Source organism: Bacteroidota bacterium, assembly GCA_016720935.1.
Taxonomy (GTDB): Bacteria; Bacteroidota; Bacteroidia; order AKYH767-A; family 2013-40CM-41-45; genus JADKJP01.
The window spans coordinates 1-16,814 of sequence record JADKJP010000002.1 but is presented as its reverse complement, the minus strand read 5'-3'; the positions used below and the strand labels follow the sequence as shown (position 1 = coordinate 16,814).

Here is a 16,814-nt window from a genome sequence, read left to right as displayed (position 1 = left end):
TTATTTAAGATACAAAGGTAAGTAATAACAATACATCAGTTAGAGAAGGGGTTTACAGCAATATTTTAAAGAAAAATAAACCTGAAACCCCCAGTCCAATTGACGAATTCTTACTTTTGTTTGCTGATTTTTTTTTAGTGAGCAAGGATCTACACACCAGAATTTCTGCCGCCGGTCTATTAATTACACTTGGGATTATCTATGGCGACATAGGTACATCGCCACTTTATGTAATGAAAGCCATAGTTGGTAAAACTCCTATCAATGCGGATGTGGTGATGGGAGGTATTTCATGCATTTTCTGGACCCTTAGTTTGCAGACAACAATTAAGTATGTAATTCTTACCCTACGTGCTGACAACAAGGGTGAGGGTGGAATTTTTTCACTCTATACACTGGTAAGAAGGATAAAAGTAAAATGGTTAATATTTCCTACTATTATAGGAGGAAGCGCCCTGCTCGCTGACGGAATAATTACACCATCAATTTCCGTTTCATCTGCTGTGGAGGGTCTAAGATATTTCAATGATAAGATTGATACCGTTCCCATTGTAATCGCGATCCTTACGATTCTATTTACCATTCAGCAATTCGGAACAGGATTCGTTGGACGTTTCTTTGGGCCAATAATGCTCGTGTGGTTTGGAATGTTGGGAGTATTGGGAGTCTTCTCTCTCGGTAATCATCCTGAAATTCTGAAAGCAATTAATCCTTATTACGCATACAGTTTACTAACTCAACACCCCGGAGGTTTCTGGTTACTTGGAGCAGTCTTTTTGTGCACGACAGGAGCGGAGGGGCTCTATTCCGACCTGGGACACTGTGGAAAAAGAAATATTCGATTCAGTTGGGGCTTTGTGAAACTCATGTTGCTTTTAAATTACTTTGGCCAAGGCGCATGGTTGATTGCCAATGAGGGACAATTGCTTCAGGAAAAGAATCCTTTTTACTCAATCATGCCGGATTATTTTCGTTGGATTGGATTGATTGTAGCGACATTGGCAGCTATAGTTGCAAGTCAGGCACTTATTAGCGCATCCTTTACGTTAATCAACGAAGCAATGCGTCTCAATTTCTGGCCAAAGGTTCGAACAAAATTTCCTACTGATCTTAAAGGGCAGATATATATCCCCTCAATTAACTGGATTTTGTATGTCTGTTGTGTTGCTGTAGTTCTGTATTTCAGAGACTCAACACACATGGAAGCGGCATATGGCCTAACGATTAATATTGATATGTTAATGACAACAACCCTGCTGGCCTTTTTCATGTTTTTGAAAAAGTACAACAGGGCACTTATCTTGTTATTTGTTCTTACCTATTTTACACTCGAATTCAGTTTCCTTGCGGCAAACCTCAGTAAATTTATTCACGGAGGCTATGTCAGCTTTCTCATCAGCGCGGTGATTATTCTTGTCATGTGGAGTTGGTACAGGGCAAGGAAAATTCGAAACAGGTTTGTAGAATTTGTCAAGCTGAAAGAGTATCTGAATCTTCTTAGAGACCTGAGTCATGATTTCTCAATTCCAAAATATGCAACACATCTCGTTTATCTCACCAGTGCGAATCAGCGCGAAGAGATAGAAGCAAAAACCATCTATTCAATTTTACAAAAACAACCAAAGCGTGCCGATATTTATTGGTTTGTACATGTTGATGTCCTGGATGAGCCATACACAATGGAGTACAGAGTAACAGAATTAATTAAAGGAAATATTATACGTGTCGATTTTCGTCTGGGATTCCGGGTCGAGCCAAGAATAAACCTGATGTTCCGTAAGGTTGTAGAAGATCTTGTGAAGAACTTTGAGGTAGACATTACTTCACGTTACGAATCTTTGGGGAGAAAGAACCTTATCGGAGATTTTCGTTTTGTCGTCATGGAAAAATTTCTATCTTATGAAAACGACCTCCCCTTTGACGAAAAGCTTGTAATGGACGTCTATTTTTTCCTGAAAAGATTTAGTCTTGCCGAAGAAAGGGCATTTGGCTTGGATACGAGTTCTGTTACCGTTGAAAAAGTACCAATGGTTGTTGCTCCAATACATGAATTACCATTGAAACGCCTCTCTTGAACCCCCACTTAATCCAGCTATTAAATGTCTGTTAAAACAAAAACCCCAAAAGAGTCCTACTCCATTCTTACAGAATTCGTCCTTCCTAACGACACCAACACGCTTGGAAATCTGATGGGAGGAAGGTTGTTGCATTGGATGGATATTGCGGCAGCAATTGCAGCCCATAGGCACTGTGGCAGAGTGGTAGTAACAGCGTCGGTAAATAATGTGTCATTTAACCAGCCTATCCGACTTGGGGAAATAGTGACCCTGGAAGCTAAAGTATCCCGCGCATTTACGAGCTCTATGGAAGTATTCATTGATGTGTGGGTGGAAAACAATAATACAGGCGAAAAGAAAAAATGCAATGAGGCTATTTATACTTTTGTTGCTGTTGATCAGCTGGGCAACCCCATCAACGTACCACAGCTGATGCCGGAGTCCGAAGAAGAAAAGAAACGCTACGATGGCGCCCTTCGCCGTCGACAGTTGTCTCTTATTCTGGCCGGTAAAATGAAACCCCAAGATGCTACTGAGTTAAAAGCATTGTTTCAATGATCATGAAATCAGGTTTCATTCCATATTCGTTTAATAAAATTCCTTAACCCGAATTTTAATTCGAAATAGTAGTTTATAAAGATGCAGACATTTCTTCCCCACTAACCTTAATGGCACGTATCGCAAAAGCTAAATGAGCCACAACACTATTAATAAAGTCACATCAGCCGGATTACTTATTACTTTGGGGATAATCTATGGAGACATAGGAACCTCGCCATTATATGTAATGAAGGCTATAATCGGGAAACATCCGATCAACAGCACACTGGTACTTGGAGGAATTTCCTGCATCTTCTGGACACTCACATTACAAACAACCTTCAAGTATGTAATTCTCACCCTAAGAGCTGACAATAAAGGTGAGGGGGGAATTTTTTCATTGTATGCTCTTGTTAGACGAACAAAAACAAAGTGGTTGGTATGGCCTGCAATTATCGGGGGATCCGCACTGCTGGCAGACGGGATTATTACCCCTCCAATTTCTGTTTCATCTGCAATAGAGGGGTTGCGTATTTATAATCCGGAAATCCCAACAATTCCCATTGTTATTGCAATCATCACTTCACTTTTTGTTATTCAACAATTCGGAACAAATTTTGTAGGCCGTTTTTTTGGACCAGTTATGCTCACCTGGTTTGTTATGATTGGTGTATTGGGCGCTGTCGAAATCGCACAATATCCTTCTGTGCTTAAAGCGGTGAATCCATATTATGCAATACATCTTGTTACACAATATCCTGGTGGATTTTGGTTATTGGGCGCTGTATTTCTTTGCACTACCGGAGCAGAAGCGCTTTACAGTGATCTTGGTCACTGCGGGAGAAAAAACATACGAATCAGTTGGATATTTGTTAAAACCATGTTGCTTCTTAATTATTTTGGGCAAGGCTCCTGGTTAATGCAAAATGATGGAGGACAATTGATGGACGAAAGTCCATTTTTTGCAATGATGCCAAACTGGTGGGTCATTCCCGGAATTATTGTAGCAACAATGGCTGCTATAGTTGCTTCTCAAGCATTAATTAGCGGTTCATTTACCCTGGTTAACGAAGCAATCCGGCTGAATTTTTGGCCGAAAGCCAGAATTGTCTACCCAACAAATTTTCGGGGACAATTGTATGTTCCCTCAGCAAACTGGTTGTTGCTTGCAGGATGTATTGGCATTGTACTTTATTTCAAAGAATCGGGAAGAATGGAAGCCGCATATGGTCTTGCAATCATCATTACGATGCTTAGTACGACTTCCCTTTTAGCTTATTATCTCTACATAAAAAGAGTTTCTCCTATCCTGATAGTAGGAATGTTGCTTTTGTTTTTAATTCCTGAACTATCGTTCCTCGTTGCAAATCTCGATAAGTTTCCTCACGGCGGATGGTTAACATTATTGATTGCTTTTGCCCTGATTTCCCTCATGTGGGCGTGGTATGCAGCCAGAAAAATCAGAAATCGATTCGTTGAATTCGTTAAATTGAAGGATTATCTGAAATTAATCAGAGACCTAAGCCATGATTTTTCTATCCCCAAATACTCCACTCATCTGGTTTACCTTACTAGTGCAAATATGGTCGAAGAAATCGAGGCAAAAGTGGTGTATTCAATTTTGCAGAAACAGCCAAAACGAGCCGATGTGTATTGGTTTGTACATGTTGATGTTCTGGATGAACCCTACACGACAGATTATAAAGTTACCGAACTCGTTAAAGGGAATATTTTCAGGGTCGACTTTATGCTCGGTTTCAGAGTGGAACCTCGTATCAATCGAATGTTCCGAATGGTAGTTGAGGACATGGTAAGAAATATGGAGGTCGATATCACCTCCAGATATGAATCCCTGGGAAGAAAACACATGGTTGGCGACTTCCGCTTCGTGGTGATGGAGAAGTTTTTAAGTTACGAAAATGAACTCCCTGCGTTTGAAAAAATCATCATGGATATGTATTTCACGTTAAAACCATTTACCCTTTCAGAAGAAAGAGCATTTGGATTGGATACAAGTTCTGTCGTGATTGAAAAAGTTCCACTTATTGTCAGTAACGTAAGGGACATCCAACTACGCCGCCGTCGTTGATGAGCAAGGATCATTCATTTATTATTTTAATAAATGAATTTATTTTCATTTATCATAGAAGATAAAGAAGTCGGAATCCGAAAAACAATAACGTCAATCACACTTCAACATTCGCCAGACGGGCAATTTCCACCTCGTCCTGATCCATCATGCACCGAAAATGTTTCTTCGGACATTTCGTGAACCCAATCTTGGAACAAGGCCTGCACGAAAGACCTTTTACTTCAAAAATACCATCAGCAAATTCGCCGGGCCTCAACTCCTTACTCCCAACTCCCAACTCTCGACTCACCCCGTCCCTCGTCCCTAAAAAATCCGTCCCCCGTCCCCCGTCCCTTGTCCCCCTATAAGGATACATCCCAAACTCCGGCACCGTATTTCCCCAAACCGAAATAATTTCTTTTTGAAAAGCGGCGGCAATATGCATCAATCCGGTATCGTGTGAAATTACCCGGAGCGCATGTTTTACGATAGCCGCGGATTCATTCAAAGAATATTTTCCAGTCGCATCAAAAACTTTTTCTCCAAGCTGAGCAGCTATTTCAGCGCCTTTAATTTGGTCTTCTGGTCCACCGAGTAAAACCACAGGATAGTTTATCTTTTTACAGATACTGATGATTTTTTCTATCGGCAATTGTTTGGTAAAATGCTTCGCACCGATTACGAATGCGATGTATTTATTTTTAAAACCAGGAGGCAATTTCTCCAAAACCTTTTCATCTTCCGGACGAATAAAATAATCCAGCCCCTTCCCGTCATTTTTTACTCCGAATGAATTGACAGTTTCAAGATAACGATCGACGATGTGTACACGGGGAAGTTTGTCGATGTGAAAATTTACAAGCAGCCATTTTTCAATATTCAATTTGTGAAATGAAAAACTCTTTCTCCCTAATGCCACTTTTATGCGGAGGCTTCGTTGGTTGTGATGAAGATCGATAACGGCATCGTAATTTTCCCTTTTTAGTTCCGAAAGGATTTCCACAAAATTATCTTCCAGGAAATACAATTTGTCAATGTAGGGATTGCCCATCAATACCGAAGCAAAAGAACGTTTCGTCAGATAATGCACCTCCGCATCCGGAACCTGTTGTTTCAGACAACGAATCACCGGCGTCGTAAGAACGATGTCCCCGATGGAAGAAAAACGGATGATGAGGAATTTAGGCAATGGGTTTGTTTCAGACAAAGACCGCAAAGATCGTAAAGAAAAGCAAGGAAATCTTTGCCATCTTTGCAGGAATATTTATGGCCATCTTCACCGACACCCATACCCATTTGTATGCCGATGAGTTTAACGCGGATCGCGAACAACTGATCAGGGAGGCTATTGGGGCAGGTGTGACACGGTTTTTTATGCCAAACATAGAGGCCGCTTCCATTGAAGGCATGCTGGAGCTGGAGCAAAAATTTCCGGAGCATTGTTTTCCAATGATGGGTCTGCATCCTTGTTCGGTTAAAGAAAACTGGGAATCGGAGATGAAAATTGTGGAAGACTGGCTGGCGAAACGGAAATTTGCAGCGGTAGGGGAAATGGGGATTGATCTGTATTGGGACAAAACATTTGTGGAGGAACAAAAGGAAGCCTTCCGCAGACAGGTGAAACTGGCCAATCACTACAAACTGCCGATCGTGATTCATTCCAGGGAAAGTTTCGAAATGATTTATGATTTACTCCTTGAAACAAAGAAAGAAGAACCCTATGGAATTTTTCATTGTTTCACAGGAACAGAGGACCAGGCAAAACGCGCGATCGACCTGGGATTTTATCTTGGAATAGGAGGGGTGCTTACCTTCAAAAACTCAGGTCTGGATAAAGTGGTGGAGAACATTGATCTCCGTCATCTTGTACTGGAAACAGATGCACCTTATCTTGCACCCACACCCAACAGAGGAAAAAGAAATCTTCCCGTTTATCTCAAACTGGTTGCGGAAAAATTAGCGCAACTCCACGGTAAAACGGTAGACGAAATTGCCGTCATCACCACAGACAACTCCCGGAAAATATTCAGCATGTAAAAATAGTCTCGCACAAACCCTTTGCGCCCTTTGCGTCTTTGCGCGAAAAAAAAACTCAAGCAAATTGCTCAAACGTAAGTCAAAAAGAATCCTCATCATCTATACCGGTGGAACCATCGGGATGATGAAAGAGCATCGTAACCAGACATTGGTTCCCGTTAATTTCAAAGAAATTATCCGACAGGTTCCCGAGCTTCTGCATCTCAATTGCAAAATTGATTTTCATGCATCTCACAAACCGATTGATTCCTCCAATGTTCAGCCTGCTTTCTGGGAAGAGCTGGCCGGAATTATTGAAAAGAAATACAAGAGCTACGATGGTTTTGTGATCCTCCATGGAACCGATACCATGGCGTATACGGCATCGGCATTGAGTTTCATGTTGCAGAATTTGGGCAAACCGGTTATTCTCACGGGCTCTCAATTGCCTGTCGGTGTGATTCGCACCGATGCCCGCCGTAATTTGATAACGAGTATAGAGATTGCATCTTCCGACAGAGTAGTACCGGAAGTTTGCATTTATTTCAGCAATCAATTGTATCGCGGCAATCGCTCGGAAAAATATACTTCGAGTAAGTTTGACGCATTTCAGTCGAGCAACTATCCTCCGCTCGCGGATGCCGGCGTCAACATTGTTTTTAATGACGATTTTATTCGGACGAAGTCAAAAAATAAATTCAAAGTACAGGGCGGTTTCGACACCAACATTGCATTATTAAAAATTTACCCGGGGATTCACAACGACGTAATCGACGCGACGCTTCGTACGGCCGGTCTGCGTGCGGCGATCATCGAAACTTATGGCAGTGGCAATGCGCCAACGGATCCGGCTTTTGTAAGTGTGCTCGATAATGCCATTCGTCGTGGAATCATTCTGCTCAATGTTTCACAATGCAGTGGAGGAACTGTTGATCAGGGAAAATACGAAACGAGTATGCAGTTGAAAGAAATCGGTGTCATCAGCGGAAGAGACATCACGACAGAAGCCGCGCTTACCAAGCTGATGTTTTTACTCGGACAAAACCTGAGCAGGAGGGAAGTTCAGAAAATGTTGCAGATGGATTTGCAGGGTGAGATTTCCGGGAAATGAGTTTGCGATTTTTTTTCGCCCCATTGGGGCAAAGGAAATATTAATCAGGCAGTAGGTACTTCGCTGTAGCGATCCAGAACCTCGTCGAGCACACCATGAATTTCATCGATGTTTTCGAGAGTAACCAGACGTGTCCTGTAATCTTTAAAATGATCGAGGCCTTTGAAGTAATTGCTGTAATGCCGGCGCATTTCAAAAATGCCGACACGCGGACCTTTCCATTCCAGAGATTTATTAAAGTGCGTACGGCAAACATCCACGCGCTGTTCAATGGTAGGCAATGAAAGTTTTTCTCCGGTCTTGAAAAAATGTTTGATCTCATTGAAGATCCAGGGATAGCCGATACTGGCCCTTCCGATCATTACTCCGTCTACTCCGTAACGATCGCGCATTTCCAGAGCACGTTCAGGTGAATCAACATCACCGTTGCCAAAAATAGGAATATGAATTCGCGGATTGTTTTTCAACTCACCGATCAATGTCCAGTCGGCCGGACCCTTGTACATTTGTTTGCGTGTTCGTCCATGAACAGTGAGCGCCTGTATACCGATGTCCTGCAAGCGTTCCGCGACTTCGACAATATTTTTTGTGCTATCATCCCAACCCAGACGAGTTTTCACCGTGACCGGAAGTTTAACCGCTTTCACGATAGCCTCTGTCATTTGAACCATTTTCGGAACATCCTGTAATAAAGCGGCACCTGCGCCTTTGCAGGCAACGGCTTTCACCGGACAACCGTAATTGATATCGATCAGATCCGGTTTTGCCTGTTCGGCGATTTCAGCGGCTTCGATCATGGATTCTATTTCACTGCCGAAAAGTTGAATACCAATAGGTCGTTCATATTCGAAGACATCCAGCTTCATCACACTTTTTGCAGCATCACGGATTAATCCTTCGCTTGAAATAAATTCGGTATACATCACATCCGCGCCATTCATTTTGCAGACATACCGGAATGGCGGATCACTCACATCCTCCATGGGAGCGAGCAACAACGGGAATTCCGGTAGGATGATGTTTCCGATTTTCACTTTTTTTAGTGCTTAGTGGTTAGTGGTTAGTGGGGCTGGGTAATTTCTTATTTGCTACGAATGGTCAGGTATTGCATATCCGCGAATTCAATAATTAACTTATATCCCATCCTTTTACCTTATACCTTATACCTTATACCTTATACCTTATACCGTCCCTCGTCCCCCGCCCCTCGTCCCTATTTCTTTCTATCTTCGCGGTCCGGCGTTCTAAGTCGGCAAAGGTACAACAAGATGAGTTTCAAGGCAATTTGGGCGAACAATACTTATTATTCGAAATTTCTCATTTCGGTAGGGATAATATTGTTGTCGGCGGTGTTTTTTACATTGGTGAGCACACTGCTTTGCTCCGCCATTTATGGTATTAGCATGGCCGAGATGCAGACGCTGCTCGGGAATCTCTCAGATCCCAGGGCGATATCGATCCTGAAACTGGTACAAACGGTTTCCGCCATCGGCACATTTGTGGTGCCGCCGTTTATTATTGCGTATCTGATCGACGCGGAGCCGACACGTTTTCTTGGTGTGAACAAAAGTGCCTCCTTGCCATCCGCCTTCATGGTGATTGTTTGTCTGATGATATCAGTGCCACTGATAAATTTCCTTGGTGAATTAAACGGCACGATGCATTTACCGGGTTTTCTGAAATCAGTGGAAGACTGGATGCGTGAGTCTGAAGACAGAGCGGCGGAACTTACAAAAGCATTTCTGGCGATGCCTTCGCTGAGTGACATGTTCTTCAACTTGTTTATGGTCGCGTTGATTCCGGCATTTGGAGAGGAATTATTGTTCCGCGGTATCGTTCAAAAAATATTTACAGGCTGGGCGAAGAACGTGCATGTAGGTGTATGGATGGCAGCATTTCTTTTCAGCGCGATGCACATGCAGTTCTACGGTTTTGTTCCGCGTTTATTATTAGGCGCGATGCTCGGTTATCTGTTTGTGTGGAGCGGAAGTTTGTGGTTGTCTGTCCTCGCGCATTTTGTAAACAACGCAAGCGCGATCATTTTTACTTATCTCTATCAGCAACAAATGTCGACGATCGATGTGGATGCGGTTGGAACCCGTGAAGGAGAAGTGATGAGTGTATTGATCAGTACACTTCTTACTGCCGCTTTGCTCTTTCTGATTTACCGTACCGAAACGAAAAAGCGGTTGCTTTCAGCGGATTGATTGACTATCTTTGTGCCCCTTTTAAACGGAAACGGCCATTTTTGGCTGTTTTTTGTTAAAATTCAGTCCCGGAGAGGTGTCCGAGTGGTCGAAGGAGCACGCCTGGAAAGTGTGTAGGCTCCAAAAGGGTCTCGTGGGTTCGAATCCCACCCTCTCCGCGTTACAGAGTCAGTGTTAGTTTCAGAGCGTGTTTTCAGAAAATTCTGATCACTCGTACGGAAACTGAAACTGACTCTTTTTTTTGTGCGATGGTCGCCATGCATCAGGCAGATTAGGCGATAATTTAAAATGAATATATTTCAGATATTGTAAAAAATCTTATTCGATTCTTTCAAGCAGAAATACATTTTAAAATTTTATGTCTGAATTAAAATTCAATCGGCTCTCCCTTGCATTTAAAAATGCGATCAGATATATTCTTCTGTTCGTCTTATTTTTCTATTCTACTACTGCAAAAACACAATGCTGCAATTATGTTTTGACTATGCACGATAGTTATGGTGATGGATGGAACGGAGGATCATTGGAAGTATTTATCAATGGTGTTTCTGCAGGGAATTATAGCGCGGCAAATTTCGCGAGTTCGGCAACAGTTGTTGTTTGCCAGGGCGATGTTTTTGAAATGGTATATACTGCCGGAGCTTACGAAGAGGAAAATACGTATCAACTTTATGATGCAGCATGGAATCTTCGCTTTGCTAACGGACCTTTTCCAACAACAGGAAATGTCTTTTCAACAACAGGTGACTGTAACGGAATCGCTGTTCCCGGAACTCATCCATGTGTTGCCATTCCAATTGATACGGGTCAATGCATTTTATCCGATAATACAGGATTTGCAGGATCAGGAATAAATGCAGGCTGCGCGAATTATAACGGGGGTGATGTGTGGTTTTCTCTCCTGGTTCCTCCTTCAGGAAGCGTCAGTGTCGCGACGGATAGCGGAAGTATTAATGATACCGGCATCGCAGTATGGGCCGATAGCACTTGTACCAATCTCCGATCAATGGGATGTGATGATGACGGAAACAGTAATGGTAACGGATATTTTTCCATACTCTTTTTTCATGATCTTACTCCGGGCCAGTTGTTATACATTCAGGTATGGGGCTATGGTGGCTCAACGGGAACTTTTAGACTCTGCGCAAGAGACTTGGGTAAAATCAGCCTTGACAGCACAGAACTGCCGATTGTGATGATCAATACTCTCGGTCAAACGATAGTTGAAAATACCAAGATCAATGCCCTGATGGATATTAAATACAACGGTCCTGTTGCATTGACATATCTGACAGACAGCGCGAATGAATACAGCGGATCAATCGGAATAGAACTGCGCGGCGCTTCATCTTTAGGATATCCTCAGCATGCCTATGGTCTTGAAACCCGCACTGCAAGCGGAGCAAACAACAATGTCCCGATACTCGACATGCCCGCAGACAATGACTGGTCATTAATATCTAACTATAATGATCGCTCTTTGGTGCGAAATGTTTTGGCTTATCGTTTGTTTGAAGAGATGGGAAATTATGCTCCCCGAACACGCCTGTGTGAAGTGCTTGTCGACAGTTTATACAAAGGAATCTATCTTTTCTGTGAGAAAATTAAACGCGATCAGAATCGTGTGAATATTGCTAAGCTGACAACAGCAGACAGTACGGGCAATGAGCTGACCGGTGGTTATATTTTGCAACAAAACTATTGGGATGCTAACAATAGTTTTCAATCAAACTATTCTCCTATTGATCATCCGGGTTTTGATGTACATTTTGTTTATGAATATCCGAAATTAGATTCCATTCTTCCGCAACAACGATCATATATCGCGACATATGTGGATAGCCTCGAAGACGCACTGTACAGTGCAAACTTTGCAGACACATCAATTGGCTATAGAAAGTATCTAGACACGAAATCTTTTATTGATTATTTTATCGTCAATGAATTGGCAAGAAATAATGATGGTTTTAAAAAGAGTGTGTTTTTTTACAAAGACAAAGATTCAAACGGAGGTAAATTAAAAGCCGGTCCGGTCTGGGATTTTGACTGGGCATGGAAAAACCTTTATGGTTGTTTGATGTTTGAAGTGAGGGACGGTTCGGGATGGGCGCATCATGTGAATGATTGTCCAACGGATAATTATTCATGCGGATGGTATGTGCGAATGTTGCAAGACAGCTCCTTTAACAATGAACTTCGTTGCCAATACGAAGAATACAGATCAACGATTCTGGATACCGGTTACATTTTTGCGATTATAGACAGCGTCCACAACCTCGTACAAAATGCGCAGGTAAGACATTTTCAGCAATGGCCAATTTTAGGAATGAGCGGTCCCGCACCGGAATTAGATCCTGTTGCTACTACTTATGATGCGGAGCTGGATACACTGAAGTCGTGGATAAGCCTTCGTTTGCAATGGCTTGACGCAAACATTCCCGGACTGTGTGTTCCGATAACTACTGGTTTGGAAAATGCAGCAATGAAAAACACAATAAGATGTTATCCCAATCCATCAACAGGAATTTTTTATTTCGAAGGAGAAAATCTGAGCAACGCGCCTGTATTGTTTAATGTCTACGATATCTCCGGAAAAATTGTCGATCAAAAGGAGATAGAAGAAGGAAGGATAAAATTTGAATACACCGCGAAGAAAAAGGGTGTTTATTTCTTTACCCTCAATTCACAGGGAGGGATAATTCAATATGGAAAACTTGTTGTGTTATAGGAATCATTGCTTTTGTTCTCTTGTTCCCTGAATTGGGTTTTGCATTTAGGGAAGAAATCGGGTATATTAGAGTACTTTCTTCGGATTGCATTAATATATTATTTTCCAGGAATAATTTTTCCCTTGGGTAAAACCCTTGAATTTTTATGTCTGGTGTATGTTTTCAGTTTTTGATGACACGGTTTACCGATCTAACCGAAGACTTTCGTTTTTTTCCGATTTCATCAACGAATGGTTCATATGTTCTTAATATTTAAGATGAGCAATAATATAATTTTGTTTCTTTTACTAGTGATAAACTAAGCCGAAATGAAAAATCCGAATTTTCAGAAACAATTGGGCGAAAAAGATCTTAATCATGAATCCAAATTAATTGAATATGGTTATGATCTGAGGAAAATCCTTGACGGTATTTCTGACGGCTTAGCGGTTCTGGATAAGAACTGGATCAATATTTATACAAACAAGATCGCCGGGGCGCTTTTAAATCGCGAGCCCAAAGATCTGATTGGTAAAAGTTTTTGGGAAAATTATCCTGACATGAAAGGTTCTGCGATTGAGACCTCCCTACGCAATTCCATGGAGAATCGACAACATGTTCATATGAAGTATTATTATGAGCCTCTTGATCGATGGTTTGAAAATAATTTCTATCCCTCAGATAACGGAATCACGATCATTTTTCGTGATATTACCGAAAAGAAGAAGGCAGAAGAACGGCTTGCTGCAAGTGAAAACCGTTTACGGGCTATTTTTGATTCTGAACCCGAATGTATTAAACTGTTGGATCGCGATTTTAAATTGTTGGACATAAATCCTGCAGGGATAGAAATGATTGAAGCGGATAGTTTAAAAGATATTCAGGGATGTGAAGTGTTGACACTAATCGATGACGCTTTCAAAAAACAATTTCTTGATTTGGGAGAAAGGGTGTTCAATGGCGAATCCGGCATACTCGAGTTTTCAATAACCGGACTTAAAGGAACCAAACGTTGGATGGAAATGAATGCTGTTCCGTTACGAAATTCCGGGGATGAGGTGGTTGCCGTGTTATCGATCGCGCGAGACATTAGCAAACGCAAGGCTCATGAATCAGAAATTCAACGCAGCGAAGCTCTGTTAAACGAAGCACAGCGGATTGCAAAAACAGGAAGCTGGGAATTGGATATTCAAAAAAACCAATTACACTGGTCCGCGGAAGTGTTCCGAATTTTTGAAATGGCCCCGGATAAAAGCCCGGCATCGTATGAGGCTTTTCTTAACCTGATTCATCCTCAGGAGCGTGAAATGGTCGATAAGATTTACACGGACTCGGTAAAGAATCATACCCCTTATGAGCTGGTCCACAGATTAGTTTTCCCCGATGGAAGGATAAAGTATGTACAGGAACGTTGCGAAACAATCTATACCCCGGAGGGTGAACCGATCCGTTCACTTGGGACAGTACAGGATATTTCCGATCGCGTTTATGCCGAAATGCAAATTAAAAAGAAGGATCAGCAAATACGCGAAATCAGTTCCTCCATGCCCAGCGTGGTTTTTCAGTTTGCCGTGGATCTATTGGGTAAACGACACTGCAATTTTGTAGGTGAAAACATATTTACCCTCGCTGGAATTACAGTGGATGAAATTTGCAGCGATTTTTCAAAATTCTCTCAACAAATTCATCCCGAAGATGGCGCTCGGGTAAAGGAAGAGGTTGGCCTCAGTATAAAATCTCCCGGTTATTTCAACAGCTCTTTCCGTTTGGTAGATGCGCATACCAGCGAAATCAAATGGGTGAATAGCAGTTCCTTCACATCCCTTCAGCCGGATGGCACATTTATCATGAATGGTACGCTTACCGATTTCACGGAATCAAAGAGGGCGGAAGAAGAATTACAAAGGTCGAATCTGGAATTGCGGCAATTAACCACACATCTTCAATCCATTCGTGAGGAAGAGCGGACAAAAATTGCCCGTGATTTACACGATGAGCTCGGACAACAGCTCACCGCACTTAAAATGGACGCATCCTGGCTTTCTAAAAAATTGACGGAAAGCGATAGCGGAATGATAGAAAAAGTAAATGGGATGATCGCCCTGATTGGAGATACTGTACAATCAATTCGCCGAATTTGTTCCGAATTGAGGCCCGGAATTCTGGATGATCTTGGTTTGGAGGATGCCTTGCAGTGGCAAAGTCGTGAATTCGAAACCCGGACAAATATCCATTCCAAAGTAGTTTCTGGTCAGGACAACAGAAAAGTAAAATTCAGCAAAGATCTTTCCACAAGTGTTTTCAGGATATACCAGGAGGCATTGACAAATGTCGCCCGTCATTCAAATGCCTCGGAAGTGGTGACAATATTTAAACACACCGAAGACAAAATCCTGCTTACAGTCAGTGACAATGGTCAGGGATTTAATACAGATGAGGTGAAAACAAAAAACTCCCTGGGATTACTGGGAATGAAAGAACGTGCTTCAGGATTTGGTGGTAACATATTCATTAAAAGCGCGAGAGGACAGGGAACAACCATATCGCTTGAGATGCCTTTGTATAACGAAAATAATATTCCGGCTTCAGAAGAATCGATTTAGTGTAAGGCAGCCACAGTTCAATTTGCGCACATAGACAAGATAAATTCCTGGTGGGCTATTAATAATTGATTCATTACGACACTCGCAGGCAAACGGATTTGTCAATTTTTAATTTTAAAGTATACAAGGTCATCTTTACTGAAAAAATATGAGTTTTTCATATTTCCCGCGATGAATTTTTTAAGCGCAGCACTGGTGGAGAATTGTTCGTCGATATTGTCTGTGATTTCGGAGAGGGTTACAATGTCGGCGCGGACAAGAATTTTATAGAGCATATATTTTTGTTCCCCCTCAGCGGAATCTTTTCTTTGAATGTTCAGAAAATGAAATCCGTTCACAATGGATTCAAAAGCCTGGTAGTGCTCCGTTCCGTTTTCGGATTTTCCAATTTTTTCAATTGCATAATGGGTTTTGTCCAAAGCGGTCACAACAATGGATTCGTCTTCAGTATTCTCTTTTTTCCAGGTGCCGAGAAGTTGCGGATCGGTATTCACATTGGCTTCGTCAATAGGAACTGTTGATTCATAAGGACAGGCAAAAAATAATATAGAGCAAAATATTAATGTGATGGCACGGAAGATTGATTTGGTTTTCATTTTCAGAATGGATTTCAATAGGTTTGTATTCGGTTGATTTATTTTTTATAAGCAGTGAATTTACATCGACGCTACAGCAAACTGGCAGTGAAATTGAATTTCCTGATCCATAGCCGAAGGGTGAAATTTAGCCAAGGTTGAGTATTTTCTGTGTCAGAATCTTTCGCAATATCATTTCCAAAGATTTGATCCGAATCCGGTCCTTCACGTGCAATAGGGCTACCATCCGAATTTTTCATATTACGATTTGGAATCTGGCAAAATGAAACCCGAACAACAAAAAAGAAAAAGAGAAGAAGAAACCGTTTCATGGTAATGAAATTAGAACTCTTCAAAAACAGATATAACAGTATTTAGAATACAGCTGTTACGGCAAAGGTTTAATCAAAATCTCAAAGCAATCCAATCAATTAATATGGACAATGAGAATAATTATTCGACTTTAATTAGTTTTTTCGTCACCGACTTATCTCCGAGATCAACCGAAACAAAATAAACTCCTGCAGGAAGAGAAGAAAGATCAATCGGGCTGAAAGATGAAACAGGACTGGAAAATTTTTGCAAGAATTTTATTTCGCCTGACAAATCCCTCACACGAACAGAGTACACTGACTTTCCATTCGGAATAATATTTACCAACTGCTTGCATGGGTTTGGATATACACTCACCGGATCGTATTCCAGAACAGGAGGAAGTCCAAGCCATTGACTTTCGTCAAAACGCACGACACCATGTGTTTCTGTACCACACCAGATAATGCCGCTGTTTTCGATGGCAACCGTGAATACAATGTCATCGGGCATGTTGCTGTTAGTTGTGTTCCAATGGTAATAATAAAATCCCTCTTTTTTCACCAGGCCTTTATCATAAGAGCCCATGTAGAAATTTTGCTGAGAACTTTGCG

At 41.7% G+C, this 16,814-nt stretch carries 12 protein-coding genes and 1 tRNA gene; 9 read left to right on the top strand and 4 right to left on the bottom strand.

What is annotated here, in order from left to right; all coding sequences use genetic code 11:
* Positions 1–137: 137 nt before the first annotated feature.
* From IPP86_00435 to IPP86_00425, 3 genes are all read left to right on the top strand, one after another.
* On the top strand, positions 138–2,075 hold the full coding sequence (locus IPP86_00435; GenBank protein MBL0136978.1) for a KUP/HAK/KT family potassium transporter: 1,938 nt from the start codon (positions 138–140) through the stop codon (positions 2,073–2,075).
* Positions 2,076–2,099: 24 nt separating this feature from the next.
* Entirely contained in the window at positions 2,100–2,615 is a 516-nt protein-coding gene (locus tag IPP86_00430) for an acyl-CoA thioesterase (protein ID MBL0136977.1), read from the top strand.
* Positions 2,616–2,748: 133 nt separating this feature from the next.
* Positions 2,749–4,686: a KUP/HAK/KT family potassium transporter gene (locus IPP86_00425; GenBank protein ID MBL0136976.1), complete on the top strand. Its 1,938-nt coding sequence runs from the start codon at positions 2,749–2,751 to the stop codon at positions 4,684–4,686.
* 97 nt (positions 4,687–4,783) lie between these two features.
* Here the strand turns inward: IPP86_00425 and IPP86_00420 are convergent, their stop codons facing one another.
* Positions 4,784–5,719 (bottom strand): glycosyltransferase family 9 protein, encoded by a 936-nt coding sequence (locus IPP86_00420; protein MBL0136975.1) that lies wholly within the window; start codon positions 5,717–5,719, stop codon positions 4,784–4,786.
* Positions 5,720–5,934: 215 nt separating this feature from the next.
* On the opposite strand from IPP86_00420, the gene IPP86_00415 reads away from it, so the two are divergent.
* A complete protein-coding gene (locus IPP86_00415; GenBank protein ID MBL0136974.1) occupies positions 5,935–6,705 on the top strand; it encodes a TatD family hydrolase in 771 nt (256 codons plus the stop codon).
* Positions 6,706–6,826: 121 nt separating this feature from the next.
* Positions 6,827–7,795, top strand: coding sequence for an asparaginase (locus IPP86_00410; GenBank protein MBL0136973.1), 969 nt, complete (start codon positions 6,827–6,829; stop codon positions 7,793–7,795).
* Between the two features lie 44 nt (positions 7,796–7,839).
* Here the strand turns inward: IPP86_00410 and dusB are convergent, their stop codons facing one another.
* Entirely contained in the window at positions 7,840–8,778 is a 939-nt protein-coding gene (gene dusB / locus IPP86_00405) for a tRNA dihydrouridine synthase DusB (GenBank protein MBL0136972.1), read from the bottom strand.
* A 285-nt stretch (positions 8,779–9,063) separates the two neighbouring features.
* Between dusB and IPP86_00400 the strand changes: the two genes are divergently transcribed.
* From IPP86_00400 to IPP86_00385, 4 genes are all read left to right on the top strand, one after another.
* Entirely contained in the window at positions 9,064–10,002 is a 939-nt protein-coding gene (locus tag IPP86_00400; GenBank protein MBL0136971.1) for a CPBP family intramembrane metalloprotease, read from the top strand.
* A 70-nt stretch (positions 10,003–10,072) separates the two neighbouring features.
* Positions 10,073–10,160 (top strand) — tRNA-Ser (locus tag IPP86_00395).
* A gap of 200 nt (positions 10,161–10,360) precedes the next feature.
* On the top strand, positions 10,361–12,730 hold the full coding sequence (locus tag IPP86_00390; GenBank protein MBL0136970.1) for a CotH kinase family protein: 2,370 nt from the start codon (positions 10,361–10,363) through the stop codon (positions 12,728–12,730).
* A gap of 309 nt (positions 12,731–13,039) precedes the next feature.
* Positions 13,040–15,313 carry a PAS domain-containing protein gene (locus tag IPP86_00385; protein ID MBL0136969.1) on the top strand — a complete coding sequence of 758 codons (2,274 nt, stop codon included), beginning with the start codon at positions 13,040–13,042 and terminating at the stop codon, positions 15,311–15,313.
* A 101-nt stretch (positions 15,314–15,414) separates the two neighbouring features.
* Here the strand turns inward: IPP86_00385 and IPP86_00380 are convergent, their stop codons facing one another.
* Both IPP86_00380 and IPP86_00375 read right to left on the bottom strand, forming a co-directional pair.
* Positions 15,415–15,909: a hypothetical protein gene (locus tag IPP86_00380; protein MBL0136968.1), complete on the bottom strand. Its 495-nt coding sequence runs from the start codon at positions 15,907–15,909 to the stop codon at positions 15,415–15,417.
* 432 nt (positions 15,910–16,341) lie between these two features.
* Positions 16,342–16,788 carry a T9SS type A sorting domain-containing protein gene (locus IPP86_00375; protein MBL0136967.1) on the bottom strand — a complete coding sequence of 149 codons (447 nt, stop codon included), beginning with the start codon at positions 16,786–16,788 and terminating at the stop codon, positions 16,342–16,344.
* Positions 16,789–16,814: the final 26 nt, after the last annotated feature.

Coding starts and splice junctions, on each gene's coding strand:
- IPP86_00430 (MBL0136977.1), top strand. CDS start 2,100: ATGTCTGTTAAAACAAAAACCCCAAAAGAGTCCTACTCCATTCTTACA.
- IPP86_00425 (MBL0136976.1), top strand. CDS start 2,749: ATGAGCCACAACACTATTAATAAAGTCACATCAGCCGGATTACTTATT.
- IPP86_00420 (MBL0136975.1), bottom strand. CDS start 5,719: ATGGGCAATCCCTACATTGACAAATTGTATTTCCTGGAAGATAATTTT.
- IPP86_00415 (MBL0136974.1), top strand. CDS start 5,935: ATGGCCATCTTCACCGACACCCATACCCATTTGTATGCCGATGAGTTT.
- IPP86_00410 (MBL0136973.1), top strand. CDS start 6,827: ATGATGAAAGAGCATCGTAACCAGACATTGGTTCCCGTTAATTTCAAA.
- dusB (MBL0136972.1), bottom strand. CDS start 8,778: ATGGAGGATGTGAGTGATCCGCCATTCCGGTATGTCTGCAAAATGAAT.
- IPP86_00400 (MBL0136971.1), top strand. CDS start 9,064: ATGAGTTTCAAGGCAATTTGGGCGAACAATACTTATTATTCGAAATTT.
- IPP86_00390 (MBL0136970.1), top strand. CDS start 10,361: ATGTCTGAATTAAAATTCAATCGGCTCTCCCTTGCATTTAAAAATGCG.
- IPP86_00385 (MBL0136969.1), top strand. CDS start 13,040: ATGAAAAATCCGAATTTTCAGAAACAATTGGGCGAAAAAGATCTTAAT.
- IPP86_00380 (MBL0136968.1), bottom strand. CDS start 15,909: ATGAAAACCAAATCAATCTTCCGTGCCATCACATTAATATTTTGCTCT.
- IPP86_00375 (MBL0136967.1), bottom strand. CDS start 16,788: ATGGGCTCTTATGATAAAGGCCTGGTGAAAAAAGAGGGATTTTATTAT.